Origin of the sequence: Halostagnicola larsenii XH-48 (assembly GCF_000517625.1) — an archaeon.
GTDB lineage: Archaea > Halobacteriota > Halobacteria > Halobacteriales > Natrialbaceae > Halostagnicola > Halostagnicola larsenii.
Map to the genome: position 1 here is coordinate 2,038,075 of NZ_CP007055.1, position 24,572 is coordinate 2,062,646.

The 24,572-nt window shown below is 64.1% G+C and carries 26 protein-coding genes and 1 tRNA gene; 6 read left to right on the plus strand and 21 right to left on the minus strand.

Going from position 1 to position 24,572, the window contains the following annotated elements; translation table 11 throughout:
• Positions 1 to 69: 69 nt before the first annotated feature.
• The 3 genes from ftsZ to HALLA_RS10385 all read right to left on the minus strand — a co-directional run bounded on the left by ftsZ (position 70) and on the right by HALLA_RS10385 (position 2,204).
• Positions 70 to 1,251 carry a cell division protein FtsZ gene (gene ftsZ / locus HALLA_RS10375; protein ID WP_049953284.1) on the minus strand — a complete coding sequence of 394 codons (1,182 nt, stop codon included), beginning with the start codon at positions 1,249 to 1,251 and terminating at the stop codon, positions 70 to 72.
• 2 nt (positions 1,252 to 1,253) lie between these two features.
• On the minus strand, positions 1,254 to 1,433 hold the full coding sequence (locus tag HALLA_RS10380) for a ribbon-helix-helix domain-containing protein (RefSeq protein WP_049953285.1): 180 nt from the start codon (positions 1,431 to 1,433) through the stop codon (positions 1,254 to 1,256).
• 177 nt (positions 1,434 to 1,610) lie between these two features.
• A complete protein-coding gene (locus HALLA_RS10385; protein WP_049953286.1) occupies positions 1,611 to 2,204 on the minus strand; it encodes a double zinc ribbon domain-containing protein in 594 nt (197 codons plus the stop codon).
• Positions 2,205 to 2,327: 123 nt separating this feature from the next.
• On the opposite strand from HALLA_RS10385, the gene HALLA_RS10390 reads away from it, so the two are divergent.
• Both HALLA_RS10390 and HALLA_RS10395 read left to right on the plus strand, forming a co-directional pair.
• Positions 2,328 to 2,401: transfer RNA gene (locus HALLA_RS10390), tRNA-Tyr, on the plus strand.
• A 181-nt stretch (positions 2,402 to 2,582) separates the two neighbouring features.
• Positions 2,583 to 2,876: a DUF7563 family protein gene (locus HALLA_RS10395; RefSeq protein WP_049953287.1), complete on the plus strand. Its 294-nt coding sequence runs from the start codon at positions 2,583 to 2,585 to the stop codon at positions 2,874 to 2,876.
• Between the two features lie 192 nt (positions 2,877 to 3,068).
• On the opposite strand, the gene HALLA_RS10400 is transcribed toward HALLA_RS10395, so the two are convergent.
• A complete protein-coding gene (locus HALLA_RS10400) occupies positions 3,069 to 4,697 on the minus strand; it encodes an outer membrane protein assembly factor BamB family protein (RefSeq protein ID WP_049953288.1) in 1,629 nt (542 codons plus the stop codon).
• Positions 4,698 to 5,123: 426 nt separating this feature from the next.
• The gene (locus HALLA_RS10405) at positions 5,124 to 6,368 is read right to left on the minus strand and encodes an FAD-dependent oxidoreductase (RefSeq protein WP_049953289.1); all 1,245 of its coding nucleotides are present in this window, start codon (positions 6,366 to 6,368) and stop codon (positions 5,124 to 5,126) included.
• Positions 6,369 to 7,024: 656 nt separating this feature from the next.
• On the opposite strand from HALLA_RS10405, the gene HALLA_RS10410 reads away from it, so the two are divergent.
• Positions 7,025 to 7,408: a DUF5789 family protein gene (locus HALLA_RS10410; RefSeq protein ID WP_049954077.1), complete on the plus strand. Its 384-nt coding sequence runs from the start codon at positions 7,025 to 7,027 to the stop codon at positions 7,406 to 7,408.
• Positions 7,409 to 7,543: 135 nt separating this feature from the next.
• On the opposite strand, the gene HALLA_RS10415 is transcribed toward HALLA_RS10410, so the two are convergent.
• The 10 genes from HALLA_RS10415 to HALLA_RS10460 all read right to left on the minus strand — a co-directional run bounded on the left by HALLA_RS10415 (position 7,544) and on the right by HALLA_RS10460 (position 16,688).
• Positions 7,544 to 8,428 (minus strand): adenosylcobinamide amidohydrolase, encoded by an 885-nt coding sequence (locus HALLA_RS10415; protein ID WP_049954078.1) that lies wholly within the window; start codon positions 8,426 to 8,428, stop codon positions 7,544 to 7,546.
• 59 nt (positions 8,429 to 8,487) lie between these two features.
• Positions 8,488 to 9,576: an aminotransferase class I/II-fold pyridoxal phosphate-dependent enzyme gene (locus HALLA_RS10420; protein WP_049953290.1), complete on the minus strand. Its 1,089-nt coding sequence runs from the start codon at positions 9,574 to 9,576 to the stop codon at positions 8,488 to 8,490.
• The gene (locus HALLA_RS10425; protein ID WP_049953291.1) at positions 9,566 to 10,606 is read right to left on the minus strand and encodes a nicotinate-nucleotide--dimethylbenzimidazole phosphoribosyltransferase; all 1,041 of its coding nucleotides are present in this window, start codon (positions 10,604 to 10,606) and stop codon (positions 9,566 to 9,568) included. The genes HALLA_RS10420 and HALLA_RS10425 overlap by 11 nt, the downstream gene beginning before the upstream one ends.
• On the minus strand, positions 10,597 to 11,202 hold the full coding sequence (locus tag HALLA_RS10430; protein ID WP_049953292.1) for an NTP transferase domain-containing protein: 606 nt from the start codon (positions 11,200 to 11,202) through the stop codon (positions 10,597 to 10,599). Before HALLA_RS10430 ends, HALLA_RS10425 begins: the two co-directional genes overlap by 10 nt.
• Positions 11,202 to 11,960 carry an adenosylcobinamide-GDP ribazoletransferase gene (gene cobS, locus HALLA_RS10435; RefSeq protein ID WP_049953293.1) on the minus strand — a complete coding sequence of 253 codons (759 nt, stop codon included), beginning with the start codon at positions 11,958 to 11,960 and terminating at the stop codon, positions 11,202 to 11,204. Before cobS ends, HALLA_RS10430 begins: the two co-directional genes overlap by 1 nt.
• Positions 11,960 to 12,994 carry an adenosylcobinamide-phosphate synthase CbiB gene (gene cbiB, locus HALLA_RS10440; protein ID WP_084568986.1) on the minus strand — a complete coding sequence of 345 codons (1,035 nt, stop codon included), beginning with the start codon at positions 12,992 to 12,994 and terminating at the stop codon, positions 11,960 to 11,962. The genes cobS and cbiB overlap by 1 nt, the downstream gene beginning before the upstream one ends.
• A gap of 34 nt (positions 12,995 to 13,028) precedes the next feature.
• Positions 13,029 to 13,682, minus strand: a complete 654-nt coding sequence (locus tag HALLA_RS10445; RefSeq protein WP_049953294.1) for an HAD family hydrolase — start codon at positions 13,680 to 13,682, stop codon at positions 13,029 to 13,031.
• 306 nt (positions 13,683 to 13,988) lie between these two features.
• Complete coding sequence (locus HALLA_RS10450; RefSeq protein WP_049953295.1) at positions 13,989 to 14,600, minus strand: translation initiation factor IF-2 subunit beta; 612 nt, start codon at positions 14,598 to 14,600, stop codon at positions 13,989 to 13,991.
• 76 nt (positions 14,601 to 14,676) lie between these two features.
• On the minus strand, positions 14,677 to 15,645 hold the full coding sequence (locus HALLA_RS10455) for a formyltransferase family protein (RefSeq protein ID WP_084568987.1): 969 nt from the start codon (positions 15,643 to 15,645) through the stop codon (positions 14,677 to 14,679).
• Positions 15,642 to 16,688, minus strand: a complete 1,047-nt coding sequence (locus tag HALLA_RS10460; RefSeq protein ID WP_174887896.1) for a polysaccharide deacetylase family protein — start codon at positions 16,686 to 16,688, stop codon at positions 15,642 to 15,644. The genes HALLA_RS10455 and HALLA_RS10460 overlap by 4 nt, the downstream gene beginning before the upstream one ends.
• A gap of 165 nt (positions 16,689 to 16,853) precedes the next feature.
• On the opposite strand from HALLA_RS10460, the gene HALLA_RS10465 reads away from it, so the two are divergent.
• Together HALLA_RS10465 and HALLA_RS10470 are read left to right on the plus strand one after the other, a co-directional pair.
• Positions 16,854 to 17,135 (plus strand): hypothetical protein, encoded by a 282-nt coding sequence (locus HALLA_RS10465; protein ID WP_049953296.1) that lies wholly within the window; start codon positions 16,854 to 16,856, stop codon positions 17,133 to 17,135.
• A 263-nt stretch (positions 17,136 to 17,398) separates the two neighbouring features.
• Entirely contained in the window at positions 17,399 to 18,592 is a 1,194-nt protein-coding gene (locus tag HALLA_RS10470) for a redox-regulated ATPase YchF (RefSeq protein ID WP_049953297.1), read from the plus strand.
• A gap of 37 nt (positions 18,593 to 18,629) precedes the next feature.
• On the opposite strand, the gene HALLA_RS10475 is transcribed toward HALLA_RS10470, so the two are convergent.
• Entirely contained in the window at positions 18,630 to 18,854 is a 225-nt protein-coding gene (locus HALLA_RS10475) for a hypothetical protein (protein WP_049953298.1), read from the minus strand.
• A 186-nt stretch (positions 18,855 to 19,040) separates the two neighbouring features.
• Here HALLA_RS10475 and HALLA_RS10480 point away from each other — a divergent pair, with 186 nt between their 5' ends.
• Complete coding sequence (locus tag HALLA_RS10480) at positions 19,041 to 19,694, plus strand: hypothetical protein (RefSeq protein WP_084568988.1); 654 nt, start codon at positions 19,041 to 19,043, stop codon at positions 19,692 to 19,694.
• Here the strand turns inward: HALLA_RS10480 and HALLA_RS10485 are convergent.
• From HALLA_RS10485 to HALLA_RS20620, 5 genes are all read right to left on the minus strand, one after another.
• Entirely contained in the window at positions 19,691 to 21,541 is a 1,851-nt protein-coding gene (locus tag HALLA_RS10485) for a carbon starvation CstA family protein (protein ID WP_049953299.1), read from the minus strand. The genes HALLA_RS10480 and HALLA_RS10485 overlap by 4 nt on opposite strands.
• A 150-nt stretch (positions 21,542 to 21,691) precedes the next feature.
• The gene (locus HALLA_RS10490) at positions 21,692 to 22,654 is read right to left on the minus strand and encodes an ArsA family ATPase (RefSeq protein WP_049953300.1); all 963 of its coding nucleotides are present in this window, start codon (positions 22,652 to 22,654) and stop codon (positions 21,692 to 21,694) included.
• Positions 22,654 to 22,950: a hypothetical protein gene (locus HALLA_RS10495; RefSeq protein WP_049953301.1), complete on the minus strand. Its 297-nt coding sequence runs from the start codon at positions 22,948 to 22,950 to the stop codon at positions 22,654 to 22,656. Before HALLA_RS10495 ends, HALLA_RS10490 begins: the two co-directional genes overlap by 1 nt.
• A gap of 81 nt (positions 22,951 to 23,031) precedes the next feature.
• Positions 23,032 to 24,324, minus strand: a complete 1,293-nt coding sequence (gene gdhB, locus HALLA_RS10500) for a glutamate dehydrogenase GdhB (protein WP_049953302.1) — start codon at positions 24,322 to 24,324, stop codon at positions 23,032 to 23,034.
• 3 nt (positions 24,325 to 24,327) lie between these two features.
• A complete protein-coding gene (locus HALLA_RS20620) occupies positions 24,328 to 24,468 on the minus strand; it encodes a rubrerythrin-like domain-containing protein (protein WP_157231357.1) in 141 nt (46 codons plus the stop codon).
• Between the last annotated feature and the right edge of the window lie 104 nt (positions 24,469 to 24,572).

Below are 24,572 nucleotides of genomic sequence, written 5' to 3' on the forward strand. Positions count from 1 at the left end.
AGATGAGAGAAACCCAGCAGCTGCTCGAAAGCGAGCGAGACGGAGAAGCGAGAGAGGAGATCGGACGGATTATCGAATGACGTCGACGCCGTTTTTCTGCTCGACTTTGTCTCTGCCGCCGTCACTCTGCGTGCCGGGGTGAGACGTTTCGACGTTGTTGCTCGCATCGAAATCGGCGTCGTTGAGCCCTTCGATACTCTGGCGGGATTTATCCGCCTGTTTTTGGGTCGTCGGACCGAGGACCTGCGCGCTCTGGACGCCGGTCATGATGGCCATAACGCGGACCTTGCCCTTGTAGTTCTCCTGAATGCGCGCGCCCCAGATGACGTTTGCACTCGCCTCGAGTCGCTCGGTGATGTTGTCCGCGATGCCTTCTGCCTCTTTCAGTGTGAGATCCGGTCCACCGGTGATGTGAACGAGGCCGCCGGAGGCACCCCGATAGTCGACGTCGAGCAGCGGGTGGTTCATCGCGTCGCTGACGACTTCCTGTGTCTTGTTCTTGTCCTGTGTCTCGCCGACGAGCATCACCGCGACGCCGCCCTGATTCATGATCGTGGACATATCCGCGTAGTCCAGGTTGATCAGGCTCGGCTGGGTGATCGTCTCCGAGATTCCCTTGACCGTTTCGGCGATGATTTGGTCCATCACCGAGAAGGCTTTGCCGATCGGGAGGTTCGGGACGTAATCGAGCAGCCGGTTGTTGTCGAGGACGATGATCGAGTCGGCCTGTTCGCGGAGTTTTTCGAGGCCTTCCTCGGCTTTGACCGTCCGAGCGCGCTCGACGTTGAACGGCGTCGAAACCATGCCGACGACGATAGCGCCCTGGTCTTTCGCGATTTTCGAGACGACGGGGGCGGCACCCGTGCCGGTGCCACCGCCCATGCCAGCGGTCACGAAGACGAGGTCCGCGTCTCCGAGAACCTCTTTGATCGTGCTCTGGGCCATCTCGGTCGCGCGTTCGCCCATCGATGGGTCGCCGCCGGCGCCGAGCCCGTTGGTGAGCGATTTGCCGACGAGAATCTTCGTGTCGGCTTCGATCATCTTCAGGTGCTGTTTATCGGTGTTGATCGCGACGGTATCCGCGCCGTCGACGCCGATGTTATACAGTCGGTTTATCGTATTGTTTCCAGCACCGCCACAGCCGACGATGACGATCCGCGGATCGCCGAACTCGTCGTCGTCCATCGATTCGTCCATCTGACGGGCTTCGGCTTCGGCGTTATCGAGGGCATCCTGTACGATATCCTGCATCGTTACACCTTTGCCCAGCCGCGTTTACCCGTCTGGTCGCGACGACCGTTCTGTTGTTCGTTGATCATTTCTCGGACCGCCGACCGGATCGCCTCGCTCCGGTTCGGAAACTCGCCCGAGTCGACCAGCTGTTCGACTTCGTCGATCTGCTGTTCCGGAATTCGCAGTGTCACACGCTCCATTGTTGTATTCCCTCTGTAAGACGGTGCGCCCCTGTTAGACGCGGTGTCTTACACGGTAGATCGGCTGAGGCACCAGTTTGGCGCCGTTCCGACCCGTTGTAAGACGATCGTCTTACGCAACTATAGCAATACTGTTCATGGGTAATAAATATTTCGTAAGACGGGAAAATTTCCGTATTACGAATTTCTCGAGTGCTGGCTGTTCGAGTCGAGAACGTCCGCCGCGGCTGTCCGACGGCCACAGCCGGGACAGAACGCCCAGTCAGAACGCAGTTCGTCTCCACACTCACAGAACAGGCGATGTGAAGCCTTCTCGCCGCAGTTCGGGCAGTATACGTGCTCCGGCGAGATGGATTCGCCACATTGCCCACACTGCTGTTCAGTGGGGCCCGGTTCGACGTGGGCCGTCCCTCGAGCGGGCGGGGCCTGACTGGCCGGATCAGCTTCGTTCGCCTCCGCTGTCTTACGAACGTGCGACGCGTTCTCAAGTGCCACTGTGACGTTTACATCCTGGGGCTCTCGCTCTCGATGATCGGTAATCCGTTCCTCGAGCAGTGCATCGACTCGATCTCGAATGAACTCATCGATGCTCTCATGAGCCGATTCGTCTCGTGCTGGCTCCGCTTGGGTGATGGTCTCTCGTGACTGACCCGTCTCACCACCCTCGAGGTACGTCCGGAGCGCGTCGCGCATGACTTCGCTCTTCGACGCGTCGAACGTCTCGAGTTCGTCGATGAGCTCGTCGTCAGCACGGAACGTGATCTTGCTCATGAGTGTCTCGGTCGGGTTCGTATTTCAGGCCATCCCTTATGAATATTTGCCTTTGTCGGACGGCTGTCACACAGCCCGGGAATGATAACCCTTATGTCCGTCTCGTCTGCTATGTTCGAGTGCCCGCCCTTAGCTCAGACTGGTAGAGCAGTCGACTGTAGATCGACTTGCCCCCCGTTCAAATCGGGGAGGGCGGACCTTTCTCCCCGTCGAATCGTGGCAGAAGCGAAAAGCGACGTATGACAACGGAATAGCACCGCTACCGGCGGAATCCGATTTCGGTCTACCCCCCGAAATTACTGAGTGGAACTTGCTACAAGTCGTACCCCTCCGCTGTCTGGTGAATTTTAGAGTTGAGATCTCCGGGAGTGAGTTTTGATGCAGCGCTGGGACACCCAACAGAACAACCAGCGCAGTCTCACGTGTGAGAGTCACGTCACCCCGGGGTTCCGTCGCGTCTACGGCGATCGCGACGACCGCGTACACCGCTGTCCGATCTGCGACACTGCTATCAGACTGAGCGAAGGGAGCGCCGCTGGGAAAGATATCGATACGAGAGATCCCCTCGAGCATCCCGGTCGGTTCGGCGTCTCGCTCGACGAACTGCCGCCACGAGTGCGCTCACTCGTTGACTCTCAGTCCGTTGCGACTGACGGGGGTGAGGACCAGTAAGAGACCAGTACGTCGGAAATTCCGATTTCCGGGCGTACGTTCGCCGACGAACTCGGTTACGTGATCGCCTGAGGATTTTCCAGGGACAGAATATCTGGGTGCGTCGGACGTGGTGAAAACGTACTCGGCAAGGCGAGGATTCCGATACGTTGTTCAGTGATCTCGTCCGAATTTGCCCGACCCGGGGTCCCCTTACTCAGACGGTTCGTTCACGCTGGTCGATTCGTCGACGCCGGCCTTCCGGCGCAGCCACTCAAGGCCGAGCGCCCCGCCGAGAAGTCCGCCACCGGCCGTGAAGCCGGGCACGTTGTCGGCGTCACTGTTGTTCTTGGTCTTCGTCTCGTTTTCAGCGTCCCCATCTCCGGCGGTTACGTTCCCGCTATCGCCGTCGTCGACGGACTCTCCGTCGTCGTCGGCCGGATCGTCGTCCGGACAGGGGCACTCGTCTTCGTCGTCACTGCCGTCTTCCCCCGCATCGCTGTCGTCCTCGCTGTCCTGCTGATCGTCTCCCTCGTCATTTCCTCCGTCCGTGTCGTCGTTCTCATCGGGCTGGTCGTCCGTGTCGTCGTTCTCATCGGGCTGGTCGTCCGTGTCGTCGTTCTCATCGGGCTGGTCGTCCGTGTCGTCGCTCTCGTCGGACTGGTCGTCCGTGTCGGTTTCTTCGCGAAGCGCCACGAGCTCGCCATCGTTATCGACGTAGATGGTTTCTCCGCTGATCGCACGAATGGGGCCGACCGGTGCGTCGTCTTTCGAGAGCGTCCACTTCTCGGACCCGTCGTACTTGGTCAAGGCGACGAGGTCGTTGCTCGCCTCCCCGTTCACGGGGTCGGTATATGCGAGATATGCGAACACGGTTTCGCCGCTGATGACGCCCTGTCCGGGGTGGTACTTGGAAGTCCACCAGTATTCGTCACTGTGGATCGAACCGCCGGAGTACCCATCCCCGAGGTCGCCGCCGACCATGATTTCTTCACCGAACGCTATCTCGTGGGACCCTGAAATCGAGGATACAAGCTCTCCCGTTTGGGCATCGTACAATTGCCAGTACGGGGGGTTACCGTTCAAAGCGACCGCTGTCGACGTCGCGTAGACGGCATCGTGGGTGGGGCCTCTGTCCCGCCAGACTTCGGCACCGGTCTCGGGCTCGAGAGCGATCGGTCCTGCAGTCGTGGCGCTGTAGACCACGCCGTTTGCCGCGGCGGGCGCCGCAATGAACTCGTGCTCGTCGTCGTCGCTGCTGACCGATTCCCGCTTCCACCGAACCGAGCCGTCGTCGGCTTCGAGTGCGTACAGCGTGCCGTCGGCGACGGCGTACACGCCGCCGTAAGCGACCGTCTGCCAGACGATCTCTTCCTCGGGATCGAACTCGGTTTCCCAGCGAACGCTCCCGTTGGATCGAGCGAGCGCGACGACCTCGTTCCCGCTGAGATAGACGGTCTCGCCGGCGACCGACGGCGTTCCCGCGTCGATATCCGTGTTCTCCCAGACGACGGTGCCGTCCGTCGCGTCGAGGGCGACGACACCGTCGTCAGTCGGCGTGTAGACCGTCTCGTCGGCGACGGCGACGGAACCTGCGCCCGCACCCGCGACGGACCACGCGGCCTCGAGTTCTCCACCGTCGAACTCGTGGCCGTCCGCGATGTATCTGGCGTGACCTGGGTCGCCTCGGTGTGACGGCCAGTCCTCGTTCGGTCCCGGATCGCGATCAGGATCCGGGAGCTCGTCGATGTCAGCCTCGGAAGCTCCGGCCCCCACCGAAGCGAGTCCGGTCCCGATCGTCAGCGCTGCACCAGTCGTCAGCACGGATCGTCGTTTCCACATAGCTATCCGAGTACGAAGAATATCTGTCATAACCCTATATGGTAGTTAATATGACTTTTTAGATCTGCAATTGTTTCAGACTGTTCAGGACGCAGACCTAGGTGGCGGTCAGTTCACCGTAAAAGAGAGTGAGGTTAACACCACGGGAGGACTTCTATGACACTCTCGACTGTATCCCTGTATCGGACGGCTACGTGAGATATGCCGCATCACTTCGTAGAAGACGATTAGGACACACCATTCTTCGTGTGTTTCGTGAATGGGTCCTGTTGAACACGGAAGTCACAGGCCCGCACAGCTGAGCACCGCGAGGCAGGCAGGAACGTCTTCCATCTGTTCAAATCGGGGATATCGACCCCAGTCGGATCGTAGCAGAGACACGAGGCTGTGGACTCCGGCTTCGTCGGCGACACGCAAATCCGAGCCCTATCGCCGACCGAGAATATCCGCGTCCGACGGACCGCCGGCATCGAACTCCCGGACGTAGGCGTCTAACTTCACCGGATCCTCCGCGTTCGGAAGCGAGACATCGGCCGTCAGACACTCGGCGTCCACCTCGAGTTTCTCACAGACCAGATCGGCGGTCGCCTCGGCCATCTGCCGGTAGGTCGTGAGTTTCCCGCCGACAATGCTGAGGAAGTTCTCGACGCCGTCGTCGGCGTGGTCCAGTCGGACGAACCCCCTCGAGATCCCGCGGCCGCCACGGGCGGCTTCGTCCGGTTCGTACAGCGGTCTGACGCCCCACCAGGTTCGGGTGATCGCCCGCTCGCTCACGTCGGGGACCAGCTTCGAACACTCGGTGATCGTTCGTTCGACCTCCCACGCGGGCTGTTCGTACTCGTCCGGATCGTTGACCGGAACGCTCGTCGTCCCGAGGACGACCTCCTCGTCGTGGGGAACGATGATATCCCCATCGTCGGGATCGCGACAGCGGTTGAGCACCGGTTCGAAGGCGTCGTACTCGACGGAGACCATGACGCCCCTGGTCGGGCGCATTGGGATCGACACGCCCGCCAGTTCGCCGATCCCCTCGGCGTACGCGCCGGCGGCGTTGATGACGATTTCGGGTTCGATGGTCCGCTCGAGTTCGCCGCCGATCGAGACCTGCGAAATCTCCCGCGTTCCGGGTCCGTCTTCGCCCTCCTCGAGCGTCATCGACGTGACCGGCGCGTGGGTCAGGATTTTCGCCCCGTGATCGCGTGCATCCGCCGCGTTCGCGGCCACCAATCGGGACGGAACCACGACGCCGTCGGGAACCCACATCGCTCGTTCGACGTCGTGGTTGAGCGCCGGCAGCTCCGCCCGAATTTCGTTCGCGTCGACGACCTCCGTCGGGATTCCGATGTCCGCACAGGCGTCGCGTTTCTCCTCGAAGTAGTCCGGATCGTCGCCGGCCAGCTGGACGAACAGACCGCGGGTGTGGCGGACGCACTCGCCGCCGATCGCCCGCAGAATCCGGTTCTCTCGAAGACACTCTCGAGCACCCGCCTCGTCGGCTTCGGCGTACCGGGCACCGCTGTGTAAAAGGCCGTGGGATCGGCCCGACGCGCCCGCGGCGAGCCCGTCGCGTTCGACCAGCGTCACGTCTACTTCCCGAAGCGCGAGGTCCCTGGCGATCCCCGCGCCGGTCGCGCCGCCGCCGATAACGAGTACGTCCGTCCGACTGTTCATAGGCGCATCACGCGACCCAGACGGACATATGTTTCACTCGAGACGAGGTCGCGATCGGCGAAAACACCCCACGGGAGAACGGTAGGTAGTTGGTGTGATGGTGGCTACTCCCGCGGGGCGGGTGTACTAGCTCCGGGTGGGTGTAAGGGCCGTCGTCGAAGGCAAGGTGGGTTTCGTCGGGTTCGAAGTCGAAGGAAAGTCGCCTACGACGGGTCGAATCGAACCGGGTGCGGGTGGAAAAGAGGGTGGCTCGAGATGGCCTCTTCGAGCCCGAAACCGGGCCGACGGCGTGGGAGCCACCGGGTGGCGGCGTGGGGAATGACCGCCGGCCCGCGTCGGTTGTCTCCGCAGGCGTGTGGCCGCGAACAGGTCGCGAGTCGCCCGAAGTCGGTGTCGGACCCACCAACGCAACACCGAGCAGTGAGGTTCCGAGGCGATCGACTGCGATCCGAATGGCACTGGCCGAACACGCCACTCGAACCGTCACCGCGAAGACCAAAAACGGTGTATATGAGGTCTATAGATCGCTCCGGAGGACGACCACCGTCTCGAGAGCGCTCGGTTCGGGAGCGTGGACCGCCACCGGTTCCGTTTCGATCGGTCGGCACGCGCTCGCCGGCCAACCGCTTTTCAGCGCGCCAAAGATAGCCCCGGGTATGTCCGAAGAGCCCGACCGCGACCGAGCACAGGATCGCATCGGCGACCGAAAAGCCGACCGCGCGGAGACGACCGAATCGATTCTCGAGGACGTTGAGGACCATCTGGGCGAACTCGAGTATCCGATCACCAGCGAGGAGATCGCCTCGGAGTACGGCGGCGGCCCGATGGAGCTTCCGAACGAAACGGAATCGCTGGGGAGCGTCTTCGATCGGCTGGCAGGCGAGGAGTTCGAATCGGCAGAACAAGCTCGAGAAGCGGTATACGGCGAGATAACGGGCCAGGCTGGAGATAGCAACGAGGCGAATCCCGAACGCGATCTCGAGGGTCTCGACGAGCGGTCCCAAAATCCGGTCGACGAACGCGAGACGAATTCGCTGTGAGTCGGCGCGATCGGCGAAGTTGATTGCCGACGATCCTCCGTTATACGCGAATTGGCTGGTACCCCCTCTACAGGCTGATCCTCGACGTCGAGGAAAACGTGTACGGGCCGTAAACAGCGGGTTCTGGAGTAACACTCACTCGAGACGGAAGACCTCCGCAGCGATATCCGTCGAGAGACCGTATTCGGCCTCCTCGAGCGAGGCCGGAACGCCGACTACTGATCCGATCTCGGCGTCGACCGTCTCCGCAAGTTGGGCGTCGGCCGTATCCTCGCGTTCGGCCTCGTCTGTCGCCTCGAGTTCGGCTTCCTCTGTCGTCTCGAGGTCGCCGCTACCCTCGAACTCGCTTCCATCGTAGTGCGCACGGAGCGCGCCGAGCAGCGCGTCTCGCACGCAGGCTCGCGTCGCGGCCCCGACCGCCGTCGCGGTTCCCGAAAACTCCGACCGTCTGCCCGAAGGATCGTGGCCGACGACGACCGCGTCGCTGGTCGTCCCGGGAAACCCGGTCGTCTCGAGCAGCGTTGCAGCCTTGGCCTCCGCGGCGACGGTCAGGAGATTCGCGAGTGCCCCCGCCGAAAGCGACCGAGTCGTTCCGACGAGGATGTTGACGGTTCCGACCGGTTCGCCGGGTTCGGACGCGCTCTCGAGGTCGCCGTCCGGCAGCGTGCCGCCCTGTGGCTCCATCGGTAACGCTGCGGGGTTCGACAGGCCGGCGGTGACGACGACGGTAACCGACCCACACCGAGCGCCGCGAGCGTCGGCTACGTCGACGCCAGTCAGCAATGCAGGGCCGCGCTCGCCGAATCCGGCGCGCTCGAGTCGGTCGGCGACGTACGTCTCGAGGTCCGTCCGCGGCCACCCGTCGGGGACCGAGAGGTTGTACGCGGCGTCGGTCTCCCAGCGGCCGCCGTTCGCGCCGCTCGAGAGCCACTCCGTTCCGTTACGGTGGAGTCGAACGACCCCGTCGCGTCGAGTCGTCTCGAACGCCGATGCTTCAGGAAATTCGTCGCTTTCGGTCATCTCGAGCGAATCGCCGTCACTCGAGTCGGGAGCCTCCGTCATTTCGTCGTCACCGCCGCTCACCCATCCCCCGACGGTTCGGCATCCGATGGTTCGACATCCGGACGTTCGATTCCGAGGGCCTCGAGCGCCCGATCGTTTCGGTCCCGGTCCTTCACGGCAACCCTGAAATGCGACTCGAGCGAGCGAAACGTCCGTGCGTCCCTGATCGCGACGCCGCGATCGCTCGCGGTCTCGATGATCTCGGAAACGTCCGCCTCGCCGGCGTCACAGAGCAAATAGGGGGCGTCGGACGGGAACACGTCGAATCGCGTCTCGAGCGCCGCGCGCATTCGGTCGCGTTCGCGGTCGACGCGCTCGCGAGTCGCCGAGATAAACGAGTCCTGTCTCAGACAGTACGTCCCGACCCGATCGGCGGGAGTTCCGAGACACCAGGACCGACGGGCGGTCTCGAGGCGGTCGCGGCGGTCTCCCGAGGCGACCGCGAACCCGGCGCGCAGTCCCGGCAGTCCGAAGAGTTTGGTGAGCGAGCGAGCGACGATGACGTGGTCTCCGGATCGGGTCGCTCCCCAGGAACTCGAGGCGGCGGAGGGGATGTCGGTGAACCCGAGGAAGGCTTCGTCGATCAGCAGCGTCGTCCCGGCGTCCCCACAGCGTCTCGCAAACCGCTCGAGCGCCTCTGCGTCCGCGGCCTCTCCCGTCGGGTTGTTCGGCGTACAGACCACGGCGAGCGCGCAGGACTCGAGCAGGTTCGTCGTCGCCTCGAGCATCGCGTCGTGGGCCACGAACAGCGGAGTCGCCCCCTGTAGCGTGACTTCACGAGCGTACTCCCCGAAACTCGGGTACGGAACGAGCGCCCTCTCGCCCGGCTCGAGTACGGTTTCCATCGCGAGTCGAATCGCGGCCAGTCCGCCCGGCGTGGGGACGATATTCTCGACGTCACAGTCGACGTACTCGGCGGCCGCCGCCCGAAACTCGGGATAGTCGTCGTCGGGATACCGGCGCGCGTCAGACAGGGCGTCCGCGTACACGTCTTCGACGCCGTCGGGGGCGAGGGGGTTCGTGTTCGCCGAAAAATCGAGGACCGTTCGGTCGGTCTCGCCGCCGTGGGGAACGCGCGCGCCCTCGCGAACGGAATCAGGATCCATGCGTCGGTTCTTCGCTCGTCTCAGGGAGTCTCCCATCGTCGTCGGACGATTCGATTCCGAGCCGATCGCAGACGGTGACGAGACGCTCTCTGACCGCCGGCAGTTTACCGTCCGGGACGAGCGAGAGCGCTCCGCCCATCGCAACTCCTTCCTTGGCTTCCCCGGCACAGTATCGCTCCATCGCAACGTGGTCCGCCTCGTCGAAGCCGGGGTCGGTGACGGTCAACTCGCAGTTCAGGCGAAAGCAGGTCTCTCCGAGCGACCCGCCCTGTTCGTCGGCGACGAAGGACGTCGTCGCGATGGAGAGTTCGTCGTCGACCCCCGACCGGCGCAAGAGAGCGGCGACGGTCGCCATCTGGGTTCCGCCGGCCAGCGTCACGTCCGTTCCCGCCTCGAGCGCCCCCGCAGCGACGCCCATCGTCGCGGCCTGAACGGGATCGCCCATTCGCCGGATCGCCTTGAGCGGTTCGTCGGCGCAGTCGCCGGCCTCGAGGCCGCTCGCCGCGAGCGCCTCGTCGACAACGGCTCGCTTTCGCTCGAGCGGGTTGGTCGGCAGCGACGAGGAGACGCCGGCGGGTTCGCCAAGGGCCGTCAGGACGCCGAGCGCGGTGGTCGTGCCGCCGGGGATGGTCTCGCCGACCAGAATCTCGTCGTCGGGGAGACTCGAGCCGAACTCGCGAGCGCGGTCATAGATCGTCGCCGCGTCGGGGACGGCCACCGCCGATCTGCTGTCGGCTCCGGGGGCCGCCTCGAGCGAGACCGTCGGCGCTGCCGTTTCCTCGGGAAGGCCAGCGTCGAGAACGGTCAGGTCGAATCCGACGACCTCCCGCACCGCCCGGGTGATGGCTGCGGGCGTCGGACACCCGCTCGGACTGACGGGCGTCACCGGCGCGGCGATCGGTTCGCCGTACGCGACGATCTCGGCGTCCGCGGGCGGCGTGTGAGCCATCAGCGCAGGCGAGGCACCCGCCGCGCTGATGCCGTCGATCAGCGCCGTCTCGGTGCCGCCGGCGGCGAGGACTACTCGCACGATTGCCCCTCCAGATTGCCCGGATCCGATCGAACGTCAGGCGCGATGTCCGACGCAATGTGCGTGTCTTCCAGTCGGTTCACGTTGATCGCCAGTCGGGGGTCGTAGCTTACGTGTGTCATGTCTTTCTCCGCAGTGCCAACGACGTTGACCCCCGTCGGTACCAGGTGGGGGGCCGACTCGAGTCGGGACTCGACTTGTATCCCCAGTCGACGTTTCAGCGCAGCAGGAACACAGACCGTCCGCGACGCGCCGGCGTCGCCGTGCTGGTGGACGATCCGGTCGAGGACCGATCCCTCGAGCGCGGGCAGGTCCGCGCCAACGGTCAGCACCGGACGCGCGAGTTCGGGTCGCTCGAGCGCGGCGACGAGATCCGCGACGTAGCCGTCGCCGACGGTTTCGATCGGTTCGACGCCGTCAGTCGCCTCGAGATGGGTCGCCGTTTCGGTCGCGTTCGGCGAGACCGCGGCGTAGATCGATTCGACGCGACTGGCCTCGAGCGCGTGTCGGACGCGCTCGAGCATCGGGATCCCGTCGATCGGATGGAGCGGTTTTTCCTCCGGACCGTCGAATCGAGTGCCCCGCCCGCCACACATCACAAGAGCATCCACGCGATCACCCCGGCGTGAATGCCGGCGACGCGCCCGATTTCGTTCGCCGCGCCGAAGATATCGCCGCTGAGGCCACCGAGGTGGCGACTCGCGATGAGCCACGTGAATCCGGTTCCGAGGAGCGCTCCCGCCGCGGTAACGGCCGCGATCTGCGTCGGCCACGTGAGTCCGACCATGGCGGCGGCGACGAGTATGGGAACCGCGACACCGAGTGGTCCGACCGCACCGGTCAGCGCCGCGCCCATTCCCTCGTATTCGGTGCTTCCGAGACTGGCCATCACGGCCATGCCGAGTTTGGTGCTTATCTCTGCGACGAGGACGATGCCGGCCGCATCGAGCGCCCGAAGGTCGGCCAGCGCGAGTCCGCCGAACGCGAGTCCCGCCACGACGATAGACACGGAGAGGATCGCACCGACGCCCGTCGTCGTGTCCGCCAGCACCTCGCGGCGTTGCTCGAGGTCGCCGTGGACCACCAGCGCGTCCCCGAGATCCGCGACGCCGTCGAGGTGGTGGATACCGGTTACCGCGTACACCGCGAGCGGATAGGCGATGGCGATCGTCGTCGCGGGGAGGTAGTCCGTCAACAGGACGGGAATCGCGACGAGCCAGCCGACGACGTAGCCGACGAGCGGGAAGGTCCACGGACTGGAGAGAAACGCCTCCCAGTCGTCCGCCTGCTGAGAGATCGGAAGTCGAGTGAGAAAGCCGAATGCGCCCCGAAGCGCGTTAGTCGACAAATCCATTATATCCTACCTTTTCCCAGAGAAAGGTAATTGCTTCGAGTTTCCACGAGATCGAACTGTCCTGAACGCATCTGTTCGAGTGATACTGTGTCAACGGTTGGCAAAACAATAGCGATGGTGACGGCCAGAGCGACGGCGACGACGACGGCGATACCAGCGGCGATGGTGACGGTGGCGACGGCCCGTTCGGCGTCGGCCACGGACGGAAGCGCCGTCTTCGGCCGATCGTTGAGCGCGTACGCACCCGGTTTCTCGAGTCGGATCGAACGCGCGCAGGCGAGCGTCGCCATCGGCCACCCCGAGTTCGGCGACGACGGCACTCGAGCCCATCGCCGAGCGCGGGAAAGCGCTGCCGGGTCGGCCGCCGCGACCGCGAGACAGACCGCCGTGATCCGCGCCGGAATCCACATCACGATATCGTCGAGGCGCGCGCTCGCCGTACCGATGGGCTTCGACCGGTAGCCGAGCATCGAATCCAGCGTGTTGACGCCCTTGACCCAGGCCGCGACGCCGGCGGCCGCCGGCAACGAAACGGGTGCGAGCACCGCGAACGGAATCATCGCGGCGACGAAGCCGTCCGAGAGGTTCTCCGCCGCGCTCTCGGTCGCGGCGCTTCGGATCTGGGCCGGCGACAGGTCCGCGTCGTCGCGGCCGGCGAGTCCTCGAAGCTGCTCGCGAGCCCGCTCGAGGTCGGTCTCCGTGGCCGCGACGACCGATCCGCTCAACTCGAGGAGGAGCCGCAGACTGGTCGAACAGTAGAGGACGAGCGCGGCCGTCAGTGCACCGAGTGCCGGTGCGACGACCGTCGCTGCGAGGACAATAGTGCCGGCGACGACGGCAAGGCCGAGCGGCAGGGCCAGCGCGATAATCGCGCCGATTCGGCGCTGTCGCCGCTCGCTGCCGCCCCAGTCTCTGTCGACCGCCCCGACGAGCCGACCGAACCACGCGACGGGGTGGACCCGATTCGGCGGCTCCCCGACCAACAGGTCGAGCGAGACCGCCAGCGCGAGGGCGGCCAGTGTCGTTACGGGCACCGCGTGACCTCCGAGAACGTGATCGCAGGTCGAGTTACTTCCATAGTTCGCCTCCCGAAAATAGTCGAGGGAGCGCCTCGAGCGTCTCACCCGCGGATTCGCCGTCCTCGAGAAGGATCGCGGTGCCGCCGACGCCCTCGACGCCGCCGTCAGTCGCCGGATCGTCGCCGACGTGGACGAGTTCGGACGGCGCGACGCCGAGTCGATCCGCTGCCACCTCGAACATCTCCGGGGCGGGTTTGCGCCAGCCGCAGCCGACGCTGGTCACGACGGCGTCGAAATCGTCCCGGCGCAGGTCGGCCCGGACCAGCGTTCGGCCGACGAGTTCGGGCACGCTGCAGTTCGAGCAGAGCCCGACCGGTCCCGGTCCGTGTTCTCGAGCGGCCTCGATCACCGCTCGAGCGCCGTCTCTGGTCTCGACCTCGGGATCGAACGCGGCGACGACGGCCCGCCGGGCGGCGTTTGCCGGACAGTCTACCCCGCGGCTGGCGAGGGCTCGAGCGACGTGGGCCGGGAGCGGGACCTCCGCGCCCTCGGGCGCATCGATGTGCATCTCGGTGTACGCGTCGGCCCAGTCGGGCGGCACGTCGACGCCTCGCTCCTCGAGTTCCGCCGCGACAGCAGCGGCCGGATCATCGGGTCTGGTCGCGGTTACGAGCGTCCCGAACAGATCGAACGTTACTCCCACGTGCGTGTAACTGGCACAAGCTGACTTTAGTTTCGCGGTCGACCGATGTCCTCGAGTCGTATCAGAAGGCAACCGTCGATGGCCGGCGCGCGCTGGCTGCGCTGCTGGCGAACGCTGTGAGCCAGTAGCGCCATCCTCGTGCGAGGGATGGCGCGAACGGAGTGAGCGCCGAGGCTGGGGAGGGCGAGGTGCGATCCTTCTCGAGCTGTCTCGAGTAAAACGGGAAAAACGACGGCACCTAAAGCGGACACGGCGTCAGTTCGGACCCCTCACAGCACGATCACTCCACAGTGCTGGTTTAGATAATTAGTCGCGCCGGGCGAACGCGAGGTTGCCCGAGATGTTCTTGATGTAGATGTCGACCACGTCCCCCTCGTCCGCGCCGGGAACGAAGATCGTGTACTTGCCTTTCTCCGCGACGCCGTCGCCTTTGCGGCCCGTGCCGGTGATCTCGACGGTGTAGGTCTGTCCCTCCTCGACGGCTTCTCGCTGTTGTTGTTGCTGGCCGCCCGAAGAGCGCTTGGTGACCGGTCGGAACGCACCGCAGGCGTCACACCGGAGCATCGGCGTGCGGTCCTCGCGGACGAGGCGGGTGTCCGGCAGGCCACACTCCGAACAGAGGACGTACTCCTCGACGTAGGCATCGACGACGGCGTCGAAGTCCTGCTGGGAGAACGTACCGTTGTACCGGGCCCGGCCCTCCGCGAGTTTTCCACTGGTGCCAAGTTCCCGCTGGACGAACCGGTGGAGGTGCTCGGTCTCTCGAGAAAGGACATCTGCGATATCCCCGAGGTTGGTAAACCGGGTGAACGCGCCGTCTTTCTGGGGCTGTGCATCGGGAATCTGCAACCGTTCTTCGTCGCCCCCGATGTCGGGGACGTTCTCCATCGCGCGGTCGAGACTCGATTCGTAATCCATATCCGGGCAAACGCCTCGGGAACGTAAATCCGTTCTGCTATGGTGGTCCGGGCTCGAGCGCGGCGGGCCCGAGCCGTCAACGGAGGCCCAAGCGCCCACGAAGATTCTTCGCTAGCGTACGCAACGCGAACCCGACCTCCCGGCGCGATTTCGTCGAGTAGTACGCCCCGAGCGAATCGGGAACGGTCGGCTCGAGCCCCGGATCGCGAAGCGATTCGATCCCGGTCGCGAGTAACTCGACCTCGAGTTCGTGGACGCGATCGTAGACGTCCCACAGCGTCGCACAGTCGTCGATGTCGATCCAGTCTTCGGCGACGATCTCGCCGCTGTCGATGCCCTCGGTGAGTCGCTGCAGCGTCGCACCGATGCTCGAGCGATCGTCGACGAACGCCTTCGGTGGTCCGAGCCCCCGATACCGCCTGATATCTGCGGGGTGAAAACTCAACACGCCGTGTTCGGTCGCGGTGAGAATGTCGCCGCGAACCAGTCCGAAGCCGAACCTGACGACGACGTCACACCGGTCCGCAGCGGCCTCGACGGCCGATTCGGGGAGTTCGTTCCAGTTGCCGTCTTCGATCGGGCGCACGTGACGAACCGTCGACGACTCGAGGCAGTCGACGTCCCCGACCCGCTGGCGGTGCTCGAGCGGATGGGACTCAGGCCCGACCAGTTCGGCGAGTTTCCGTTCGGCGACGACCAGCGACCAGGCTCGCTCCCGAGCGAGGAGGGACGCTCCCAGTCGAATCGTGTCGATGCTGAGGCCGCCGTTGACCGCCGAGGCGGCGGCTTCGGGGTCGACGTCGGGGTCGGCGGGGGCGGCCACCAGCACCAGCGGAATCTCGATATCCGTCCGCTCGATCGCCCGCTCGAGCGCGCGGATCTGCCAGCGCTCGAGGTAGGGATCGGCGAGGAGACAGACGCGACGCGGACCGGTTTTGGGCCTCGAGGCGGCCGTTAAATCGGTCTCCGTCCCCGGGTCAGTTTGTGTCGCTGGATCGTTCCCCGTCGCGTGGTCGACCTCCAAGCGTTCTCGTGTCGTCGTCATCGGTTCGGTGAGTTGGCTGCGTGGTGGCGGGAGGGCGACCCGAGTGCGTGCGGGCGAGGCGGGTTTTCGCCGGCGGTCCGGCCGCGGGATCCGTCCGGGTTGGCAAATGCACCGGCCTCGTCGCCCTCGCGAGCCGCCAGCGTCTCGAGCGTCTCCGCAACGGTTCCGTCCGGATGCGTCGTCGCGTCGTAGAACGCCCGCGGCGGCCCGACCCACGCGCCCATCTCGAGAGCCCGTTCGATGATCCAGCGGTAGACGCTTCCCCAGCCGGGAAAGTCCGGGTCGTAGAACGTCCGCTGGTGCCAGTCGAGGACGAGAACCCCGGTTTCGTCGCGTACCTCCTCGAGGAGCCGCTCGCAGTTGTCCGTGATCCGCGACATCGTCCGGGCGGACTCCATCGTCGTCTGGTCCATGATCGTCCACGGGAAAACGACGAACTCGTCGTCGAAGGGTCGGCGCAGTTCGTAGCCGTACTGGAACTCGAGGCTGTGCGGATCGGCCAGCGAGGTGTCGTAGTCGAGTCCGATCTCGCGGTGGTGGTCCCAGGTCTCGGGTTGGGCGAGATTGAGGTAGTGCTGGCGGTTTCCGCGGACGCGTCGCCCCGTCGCGTCCTCGATGCGCTCTTTCTCGTACCGAAGCCGGTCAGGATCTCTGGGAGAGGTAAACGAGCCCTGTAACCCGACCTCCCAACCGCCGTTCTCGAGGCTCTCGATCGTCGACGCCAGTTGCGGATCGGTCACGTCGTAGCGCCCGGAGTAGCGACTCCAGCCTGCAAGCGTCGCCCACTCGCGCTTGGGACGCTCCGCGAGGCGGCGTTCGTCGAGGACGTAAAACGCCGATCGGACGCCGAGCATCGACTCGAGGGCCATGATTCGTTCGAACTGCCAGTAGGGGTTCTTCGCCGAAACCAGGCCGGTCAGCTGACGAGGGTCTCGCTGTTCGAGACAGTCGAAGAGGTAATTCTGCGGGGTTTTGTAAACGCGATCGATATCGTGAGTGAGACAGAGGGCAAAGGAGTACGCTCGGTCTCCGCGTGAAGCCATATCGGAGCCACCCCGACGGAAAATAAATAGACACCGTCGATTTTCAGTCAGCGGACTCTCGAGTGTCTTCGTCGGGGGTTGAACTAACCGACGACTCGAGGTGACGTTCGCCGGCCTGAAGGTGCAGGTAGAATCGTTTCACGTGGGTCAGTTCTAGAACCGCATATGTCAGAGCCCGATCGAGAGCCGGCGGAAAAACCGACGCAGGACGAACAGACGGCCGAACGGGAGGGGAAGCAGCTGATCCGCAGCGGGATTGGGATCGCCGTCGTCTCGATCGTCATTTTGCTCGCCCTCGTTCTGGCGCTAATGCAGGCGAGCGGTCTGGTCGACCTCCTCGAGCCGTTCGCCGAAACCGAAACCCAGCAGTGGGGCGTCTTCTTCGTTATCGCACTCGCGGTCATCGCGCTCGCCGCCTGGAGTTGGAACTCGATCGCCAGCCGCTGATCGATGAATACCTCCGATGCCAGTTGGGCAGTCTCTGGAGGTTTTTGTACGATTAGCTATATTGGGCGGCACCTACTGCACAATCTGATGGCGTTAGTACATATTTTGTGGCATACATTCAGTATTCTCAACTGTAATGACTTGCTTTTCGTGAGTTCGAAGACATCACCATCGACGAGCCTGGTGCGTCCATGGTACGACGTGTCATCGCACGACGGCGGCGGACAGAAACCCGTTTAGGTGCTGCCCGACCACAACGGACAATGAGTTATCGGATCGGACTCGTCGGCAAACCGTCCGTCGGCAAGTCCTCCTTTTTCAACGCCGCAACGATGAACGACGTGCCCGAAGGGGCCTACCCGTTCACGACCATCGACCCCAGCGTGGGCGAGGCCTACGCCCGCGTCGAGTGTGCAGCGCCCGAATTCGACGAGGAGTGTACGCCGAACGTCGGCTACTGCGACCACGGCACCCGCTTCGTCCCGACGAAACTCGTCGACGTCGCCGGGCTGATCCCCGGCGCACACGAGGGCGCGGGACTGGGCAACCAGTTCCTCACGGACCTGAACGAAACCGACGTACTCGTCCACGTCGTCGACTTCTCCGGCGAAACCGACCTCGAGGGAGAGCCCACCGAGGGTCACGACCCCCGCGACGACATCGCCTTCTTAGAGGAAGAACTCGACCAGTGGTATCTGGGCGTCTTGGAGAAGGGCATCGAGCGCTACGCTTCGGGCTACACGACCGAAGACGACGCCATCGAGGAGGAACTCGCCGAGCAGATGAGCGCGTTCAAGACCAGCGAAGACGAGATCAAGCGCCTCATTCGGCGGGTCGATGTCGGCTTCGAGCCCGAGGAGTGGGACGACGATGATAAACTCGAGTTGGCCCGCGAGATCCGCCAGGAGACCAAGCCGATGGTGATCGCGGCGAACAAGATGGACACGCCCGAAGCACAGGACAACTACGAGGAGGTCACGACCGATCCGGAGTACGAACACCTGACCATCGTCCCCTGCAGCGCCCACGCCGAGAAGGCGCTCAAATCCGCCGACAAAGCGGACGTCGTCGACTACCGACCGGGCGACGACGACTTCGAGATCACGGGCGACGTGTCCGGATCGCAGGAGGAAGGCTTAGAGCAGATCCGGGACTTCCTCTCCGAGTACGGCGCAACGGGCGTCCAGGCCGCCCTCGAGACGGCGCTGTTCGACGTGCTCGGCGTGATTCCGGTCTTCCCCGGCGGCGCGAACGGGCTGGGTAACGAACGCGGCGAGGTGTTGCCCGACTGCTACCTGATCGACCCCGACTCGACCGCGGAGGACTTCGCCTACAGCCTCCACTCGGATATCGGCGACGGCTTCCTCTACGCGACTGACTGCCGAACGAACCGACAACTGGGCAAAGACTACGAAGTCGAGCCTCGAGACGTCATCGAAGTCACGACCACGAACTGAGCCGAGGCTGGCTGAGAAGGCGACGTTTCGCGGTGGGTTAGCGACCCCAGGTGAACGAATCGACGGCGGAATCGAGGCAATTCGAGAGCCCGGAGAGCCAGCCGCCGGGAGAAACCCGCCGAAGGATACCTTCGTCGATCTCGATGCGGTCGCCGTCGTAGGGATCGCGGGCGGACCGCTCGTTGCCGTCCCGATTGGCGTTCGCGACGTCGACGGCCGTGGTCATCGAACAGCGGCCGCACGCTTCGCGATCGTTTGACATGGGTGTGAATCGATAGTACGGTTTGACGGCGCTTAAACGCTGGCGTCGGACCGGAACTGACTGCGATCGAAACCACGGCGCCATCCGATGAGCTTTTAGTTGCGACGTGGTATTACACCGCATGGACGGACGCGTCGCATCGACGAAAGTCGCCCGCCGAGGGATCCGATCTCGAGTTTCGCACTCATGAGCCCGGCGAACGATTCGGCTGACTGCCTCGCAAGCGACGATGACTCGGAGACTCCATCGGCTGCCAATCAGCCGTTGCCGCCAGTTCTAGAGGAGGCGCTGCCCGCGCTCGAGGACGGGTATCTGGCGCGGGTCGCTCGGCGGTTAGTCTCCAGTTACGACCTCGAGTCGGCGACAAAAGCGGGCGGGGTCACGTTCGATCTCGGCGGCGAACTCCGCGTCGAGAGCAGCAAACACCTCTTTCACCCGTCGGTAAGCTACGCGAACCACCACATGCGGGAGTACCTCTACGCGGACCGACGGCCGTCGGTGAGCCGCGAGGATCTCGATGAACTGGTCGAACTCGGCCACGAACTCGCGGATCGGCGGGTAGAGCCCAGCAGCGAACACAAGGCGACCGAGTTCACGTTCGTCATCGTCGCGCCGTCGATCCCGGACGACGTTCGGTCGTTCGTTCGCGGATTCAAAGACCGGACGCTCCTGAAGTACGGTCTCCACGGCCACTACGAGATTCACTGTTGTGTCGTGGCACCCGATCGGCAGGCGGTCGTCGCCAGCGACCGCACGGAGATCGACGAGGCGTTCGCCGTCTGGCGATCGTCCGAGAAAAAACGAGGACTGCTCGGTCGATTGCTCGCGTCGCTTTCCTAGTCGTCCGCGCTTTCTGACTGCCCGCCGCCCGGATCGGTCGCGAGGACGTTGTCTCGAGCCGATTGAACGTTCGCGTACCCCATCCGAAGGATCGACACTGCGAGGAGGACCAACACCAGTGCGAGCACGACCCGGGCGCCGCTCGAGATCTGCTGAAGCAGCGTCGCCTCCGCCATCCACGAACTGTTCAACAGTTGGCGCTGAAGGTTCTCCACGATCGCCAGCCAGAGCAGCCCGCTGATCGTGACGACGGCCATGATGGCGACCGGCACACCCGTCGTCAGGAGCTGTTTGGTGTCGCTCCAGTTAGCCAGCCAGACCGTCGCCGCCAGCAAAGCGAGGGCAGCCAGAAGCTGGTTCGCACCGCCGAACAGCGGCCACAGCGCCTCCCACTGGCCGCTCGAGACGAGACCGAACGCGAGCACTGTCGCAACGCCCGTATTGACGTACTTGTTCGCAGCGATTTCCTGAACGTCGGTCTCGGGCGTTCCGACGAATTCTTCCACCATGTATCGGCCGAGCCGAAGCCCCGTGTCGAGGCTCGTCAGGAGGAAACTGACGAAGACCAGCGCCATGAACACCTCGCCGGTGCCCATCGGGATGCCGAAACTGGTCAGGATGAGCCCACCGCCTTCGGCGAAGTTCGGCAGGGCGGCCGCGATACCGCTCGTCCCTTCGCCCGTAACCGCGATCACGGACACCGCCGAGAGCGCCGTCGCGGCGAGCAGCCCCTCTGCGAGCATGCCACCGTATCCGATCATGCGCGCGTCACTCTCTTGGTTGAGTTGCTTCGCCGTCGTCCCCGATGAGACAAGCGAGTGGAAGCCGCTGATCGTCCCGCAGGCGATCGTGATGAAAAGCAGCGGGAACAGCGGCATCGCCACGCCCACGAGGTCGCCACCCATGAACCCGGTGTAGGCAGGTAGCTGGATCTCGAGCGCGCTCGCTCCGCCGTCGGCGGTCCCGAACGCCGTGCCGACGATGACCGCCAGCAACGCGCCGCCGACCCCCGCGTACAGGAGGAACGACGAGAGATAATCTCGGGGTTGGAGCAGCGTCCAGACCGGGAGGATGCTCGCAGCTGTCGCGTACAGGAGCGCTACGATGATCCACGCGGCCGTGTTCGCACCGAACAGGGCCGCTCCCGGGATCCAGCTGCCATCACCCGCAAAGAGGATCAGTGTACTATCGGCGAACCCGGACGGCTCGAACAGCGCGACCGGGTACTGGAGCCCCAGCCAGACGCTTGCGAAGACGCCCGCGACGAATATCGCCGTCCCCGGAATGAACGGAAGGTCGAGCTGGTAGAGCCAGACCCCGAAAACCAGTGCCAGTCCGATGTACGCGAGGCTCGCTGTCGCCGCCGGTGGGTACGCATCGAGGATGATTGCGACTAGTAACGCGAACACCGCGACGACGAGGACGATCACCAGAAACGCGAACAGGAGGAACATGTTCTTCCCGCGCTCGCCGATGTACTCGCCGATGATGTAGCCGATCGACTTCCCCTCGTGGCGAATGCTCGAGGAAAGCGACATGAAGTCGTGAACGGCCCCCATCAGCGGGTTGCCGATCGCGACCCAGAGCATGGCGGGCACCCATCCCCACACCAGCGCCGCCGTGATCGGGCCGGCGATCGGTGCGCCCCCTGCGACGCTCGAGAAGTGATGCCCGAGCAGCACCGACTTCTTCGCGGGGACGTATTCTTGTCCGTCTTGATACTTGTGGGCGGGTGTGTCTCGCGAGTCGTCGAGTTCGACGAACCGCGCGAGGTATCGCCCGTAGCCGATGTAGCCGATCGTAAACAACGCGAGTACGATGGCCACGATCCAAATTACCCCTGTCATACGTATCCACCATCCCGATTATTGTATATGTACATAAATCATGGGGGATGGTAACAGTGGATTTCCGGTCACAAGGGCCCGCTACGGGGTGACATACACCAACCGCAGCTAGATCGCCGTGAACATTCGGGCAGTCGGTTCGAGAGCCGCTCACGCGGAGGGAGTGGTGTCGATCTCGAGCGCTTTCCCCACGCGAGCGAGTCTCTCGCCTCTGATCTCCTCGATCTGCGTCTCGATTTCGGCGACGATCGGCGGCGATAGCTCCCGGTCAGCCGTCTCGAGTCTCTCGCGTTCCGTCTCGACGCGGTCGCGGAGATAGCGGGCACCTCGACCCTCCTCGTCCGGGTCGGGTACGGGCGTGAGCCGATTGGCGACCAAGCCCCGGACCTCGAGGTCCTGTTCTGCGAGGTCGTCGATCGCGCGTTCGGTCTCCCGGATCGAGAGCGAGTCGGGGTTGAACACGAGGAAAAACGCCGCCTCGTTTCGGAGCATCTCGCCGGCGGACTCGAAGAACTCCTTTCGATCCTCTAAGTGTGCGAGGACGGGATCGCCGTCCATCACGCGCCGGGGCTCTTGATTGCCGATCGCGGCCTTCTCGAACAGGTCGATGCTCTTGCGGCGTTTGGCCATGAGTCGATCGATCCAGCCCTCGAGGTAGTCCGGCAGCGAGAGCAGCCGCAGCGTGCCGCCGGTGGGCGAGGTGTCGAAGACGACGCGGTCGTAGTCGTCGCTGTTTCGCATGACGTCGACGAACCGATCGAACAGCGCCGCCTCGTAGGCGCCGGGGGTTCCGTGGGCCATCTCGATCTGTCTGTCAACGGCGTTGACCATGGCCGCCGAGACCTGCTGGGAGAGGTTCCGTTTGACCTGTCTGAGGTGTTCGGAAACCTCCGCCTGGGGATCGATCTCGAGCGCGTGGAGGTGGTCGACACCGTCGACCGGTCGCGGTTCGTCCCCGAACGTTTGGTCAAAGAGGTCACCGACCGAGTGGGCCGGATCCGTCGACACGACGAGCGTCTCGAGGCCCGCGGTCGCGCACCTGTGTGCGTACGCGGCGGACACTGTCGTCTTCCCGACGCCGCCTTTCCCTCCGAAGAAGACGTATCGTTCCATCAGAAGTGAAACTGTCGCCCCTTCCGTTCGACGAGCGAGGCCCGGTCCCACAGCCGCCGCTCCCAGGCTTCGAACTCGTCCTCGAGGTACGGCAGGAGTTCTGCCGTGTAGTAAGAGACCGGCGACGGCACGCCGAAGGCGTCGGGGAAACACGACAGCATGAACTCGTCCTCGAGGTCCTCCGCTTCGGCCTCGATCTTCTCGTAGGCGGGGTGGGAAAACATCCCGTGGGAAAGCCCCCGAAGCCACTCCTCGAGCGTCGCCCGAAAACGAGCGATGCGATCGGCGAGAGTCATTACCAACCATGCTCGAGCACGAACGCAAAAAGCTGTCGTGTCGAGGGGTGGCGACGAGCCGCGTCCGGTCGCCGTCCTGCGTTAGGGCCAGAGTCCGCGGACCTCGTGTGCCTCCGCGATCCGCGAGAGCGCGACGATGTAGGCGCCGTCCCGCCAGCTCACGTCTCGAGACTCGACTTCCGATCGAACCGCGTTCCAGGCGGTCACCATCTCGGCTTCGAGTTCGGCGGTGACCTCCTCTAAGCTCCAGGCTCGGCGGTTGATGTCCTGCAGCCACTCGAAGTAACTCACCGTTACGCCGCCAGCGTTCGCGAGGATGTCGGGGACGACCGGAATTCCCCGCTCCTCGAGGATGGCGGCCGCGGCGAACGTCGTTGGGCCGTTCGCGCCTTCGATAACCAGATCCGCCTGGATATCGTCAACATTGGCTTTCGTGATGACGTTCCCGACCGCTGCGGGGATGAGCACGTCGACGTCTAGCTCGAGCAGTTCGTCGTTCGGGATAACGTCGTCTGCGGTACTGGTCACCGCCTCCGGCTCCTCGTCGTGGGCCGGAATCGATGCAACGTCGATGCCGTTGGGTTCGTAGATCGCGCCGTTGACGTCGCTGATGGCGACGACGGTCGCGCCCCACTCCTCGAGCTTTCGGGCGGCGTTCGCGCCGACGCTCCCGAATCCCTGGACGGCGACCGTCGTCTCCTCGAGGGGCATGTCGTAGTATTCGCAGGTCTCTCGGGTGACGATGGCGACGCTGTGTCCGGGCGCTTCTTCGCGGCCGTAGCTCCCGCCGACGGATGGCGGTTTCCCGGTGACGACGCCGGGAATGGTTTCGCCCTGTTGCATGCTGTAGGCGTCCATGATCCAGGCCATCGCCTGCGAGTCCGTCCCCATGTCGGGGGCTGGAATGTCTCGCGTCGGGCCGATGACGTCGCGAATCTCCTGTGTGAATCGACGTGTCAACCGCTCGCGCTCGTCCTCGCTCAGCGATTTGGGGTCGACCACGACGCCGCCTTTGGCGCCGCCGAAGGGGATGTCCATCACGGCGCACTTCCAGGTCATCCACATCGAGAGGCCGACACACTCGTCTCGAGTCACGTCGGGGTGAAATCGCAGGCCGCCTTTGTACGGACCGCGAACGCTGTCGTGTTGGGCGCGAAACCCGGTGAAGACGTCGACGCTGCCGTCGTCTCGCTCGACCGGAACGGTGACTTCCGTAACTTTTGCGGGGTGGTCCAGTCGCTCGAGAACGTTGTCGCTAATATCGATCTGGGAACCGGCGCGGGCGAGTTGCCGTCTGGCCGTCTCGAGCGCCGTTTCCGGTTCGTTCGAGGGACCTTCCGGTCGAGGTGGTTTGGACGAAACGTTCCCAGCCATAGGTTACTCGACCGGAATCTCCCGATTCCGCATGTCAGCACCGCATTCTGGACACTCGATCGGAGACGTTGCTCTGGTCACTGCACCGCAGGCAAAACACTCGTAGGTCGATTCCTCGTCGGGATCTGTCGTCACATCTTTCATAGGTATCACTGCCGAATAGCGACGCGGCGTTCCTCGGCGTCGGTATATAATAGGGATATTAGGAAAATTTTATCCGTTATATTACTAGCACAACCCACCTGGAG

Coding starts and splice junctions, on each gene's coding strand:
- ftsZ (WP_049953284.1), bottom strand. CDS start 1,251: ATGCAGGATATCGTACAGGATGCCCTCGATAACGCCGAAGCCGAAGCC.
- HALLA_RS10380 (WP_049953285.1), bottom strand. CDS start 1,433: ATGGAGCGTGTGACACTGCGAATTCCGGAACAGCAGATCGACGAAGTC.
- HALLA_RS10385 (WP_049953286.1), bottom strand. CDS start 2,204: ATGAGCAAGATCACGTTCCGTGCTGACGACGAGCTCATCGACGAACTC.
- HALLA_RS10395 (WP_049953287.1), top strand. CDS start 2,583: ATGCAGCGCTGGGACACCCAACAGAACAACCAGCGCAGTCTCACGTGT.
- HALLA_RS10400 (WP_049953288.1), bottom strand. CDS start 4,697: ATGTGGAAACGACGATCCGTGCTGACGACTGGTGCAGCGCTGACGATC.
- HALLA_RS10405 (WP_049953289.1), bottom strand. CDS start 6,368: ATGAACAGTCGGACGGACGTACTCGTTATCGGCGGCGGCGCGACCGGC.
- HALLA_RS10410 (WP_049954077.1), top strand. CDS start 7,025: ATGTCCGAAGAGCCCGACCGCGACCGAGCACAGGATCGCATCGGCGAC.
- HALLA_RS10415 (WP_049954078.1), bottom strand. CDS start 8,428: ATGACCGAAAGCGACGAATTTCCTGAAGCATCGGCGTTCGAGACGACT.
- HALLA_RS10420 (WP_049953290.1), bottom strand. CDS start 9,576: ATGGATCCTGATTCCGTTCGCGAGGGCGCGCGCGTTCCCCACGGCGGC.
- HALLA_RS10430 (WP_049953292.1), bottom strand. CDS start 11,202: ATGTGTGGCGGGCGGGGCACTCGATTCGACGGTCCGGAGGAAAAACCG.
- cobS (WP_049953293.1), bottom strand. CDS start 11,960: ATGGATTTGTCGACTAACGCGCTTCGGGGCGCATTCGGCTTTCTCACT.
- HALLA_RS10450 (WP_049953295.1), bottom strand. CDS start 14,600: ATGGATTACGAATCGAGTCTCGACCGCGCGATGGAGAACGTCCCCGAC.
- HALLA_RS10455 (WP_084568987.1), bottom strand. CDS start 15,645: ATGACGACGACACGAGAACGCTTGGAGGTCGACCACGCGACGGGGAAC.
- HALLA_RS10460 (WP_174887896.1), bottom strand. CDS start 16,688: ATGGCTTCACGCGGAGACCGAGCGTACTCCTTTGCCCTCTGTCTCACT.
- HALLA_RS10465 (WP_049953296.1), top strand. CDS start 16,854: ATGTCAGAGCCCGATCGAGAGCCGGCGGAAAAACCGACGCAGGACGAA.
- HALLA_RS10470 (WP_049953297.1), top strand. CDS start 17,399: ATGAGTTATCGGATCGGACTCGTCGGCAAACCGTCCGTCGGCAAGTCC.
- HALLA_RS10475 (WP_049953298.1), bottom strand. CDS start 18,854: ATGTCAAACGATCGCGAAGCGTGCGGCCGCTGTTCGATGACCACGGCC.
- HALLA_RS10480 (WP_084568988.1), top strand. CDS start 19,041: ATGAGCCCGGCGAACGATTCGGCTGACTGCCTCGCAAGCGACGATGAC.
- HALLA_RS10485 (WP_049953299.1), bottom strand. CDS start 21,541: ATGACAGGGGTAATTTGGATCGTGGCCATCGTACTCGCGTTGTTTACG.
- HALLA_RS10490 (WP_049953300.1), bottom strand. CDS start 22,654: ATGGAACGATACGTCTTCTTCGGAGGGAAAGGCGGCGTCGGGAAGACG.
- HALLA_RS10495 (WP_049953301.1), bottom strand. CDS start 22,950: ATGACTCTCGCCGATCGCATCGCTCGTTTTCGGGCGACGCTCGAGGAG.
- gdhB (WP_049953302.1), bottom strand. CDS start 24,324: ATGGCTGGGAACGTTTCGTCCAAACCACCTCGACCGGAAGGTCCCTCG.
- HALLA_RS20620 (WP_157231357.1), bottom strand. CDS start 24,468: ATGAAAGATGTGACGACAGATCCCGACGAGGAATCGACCTACGAGTGT.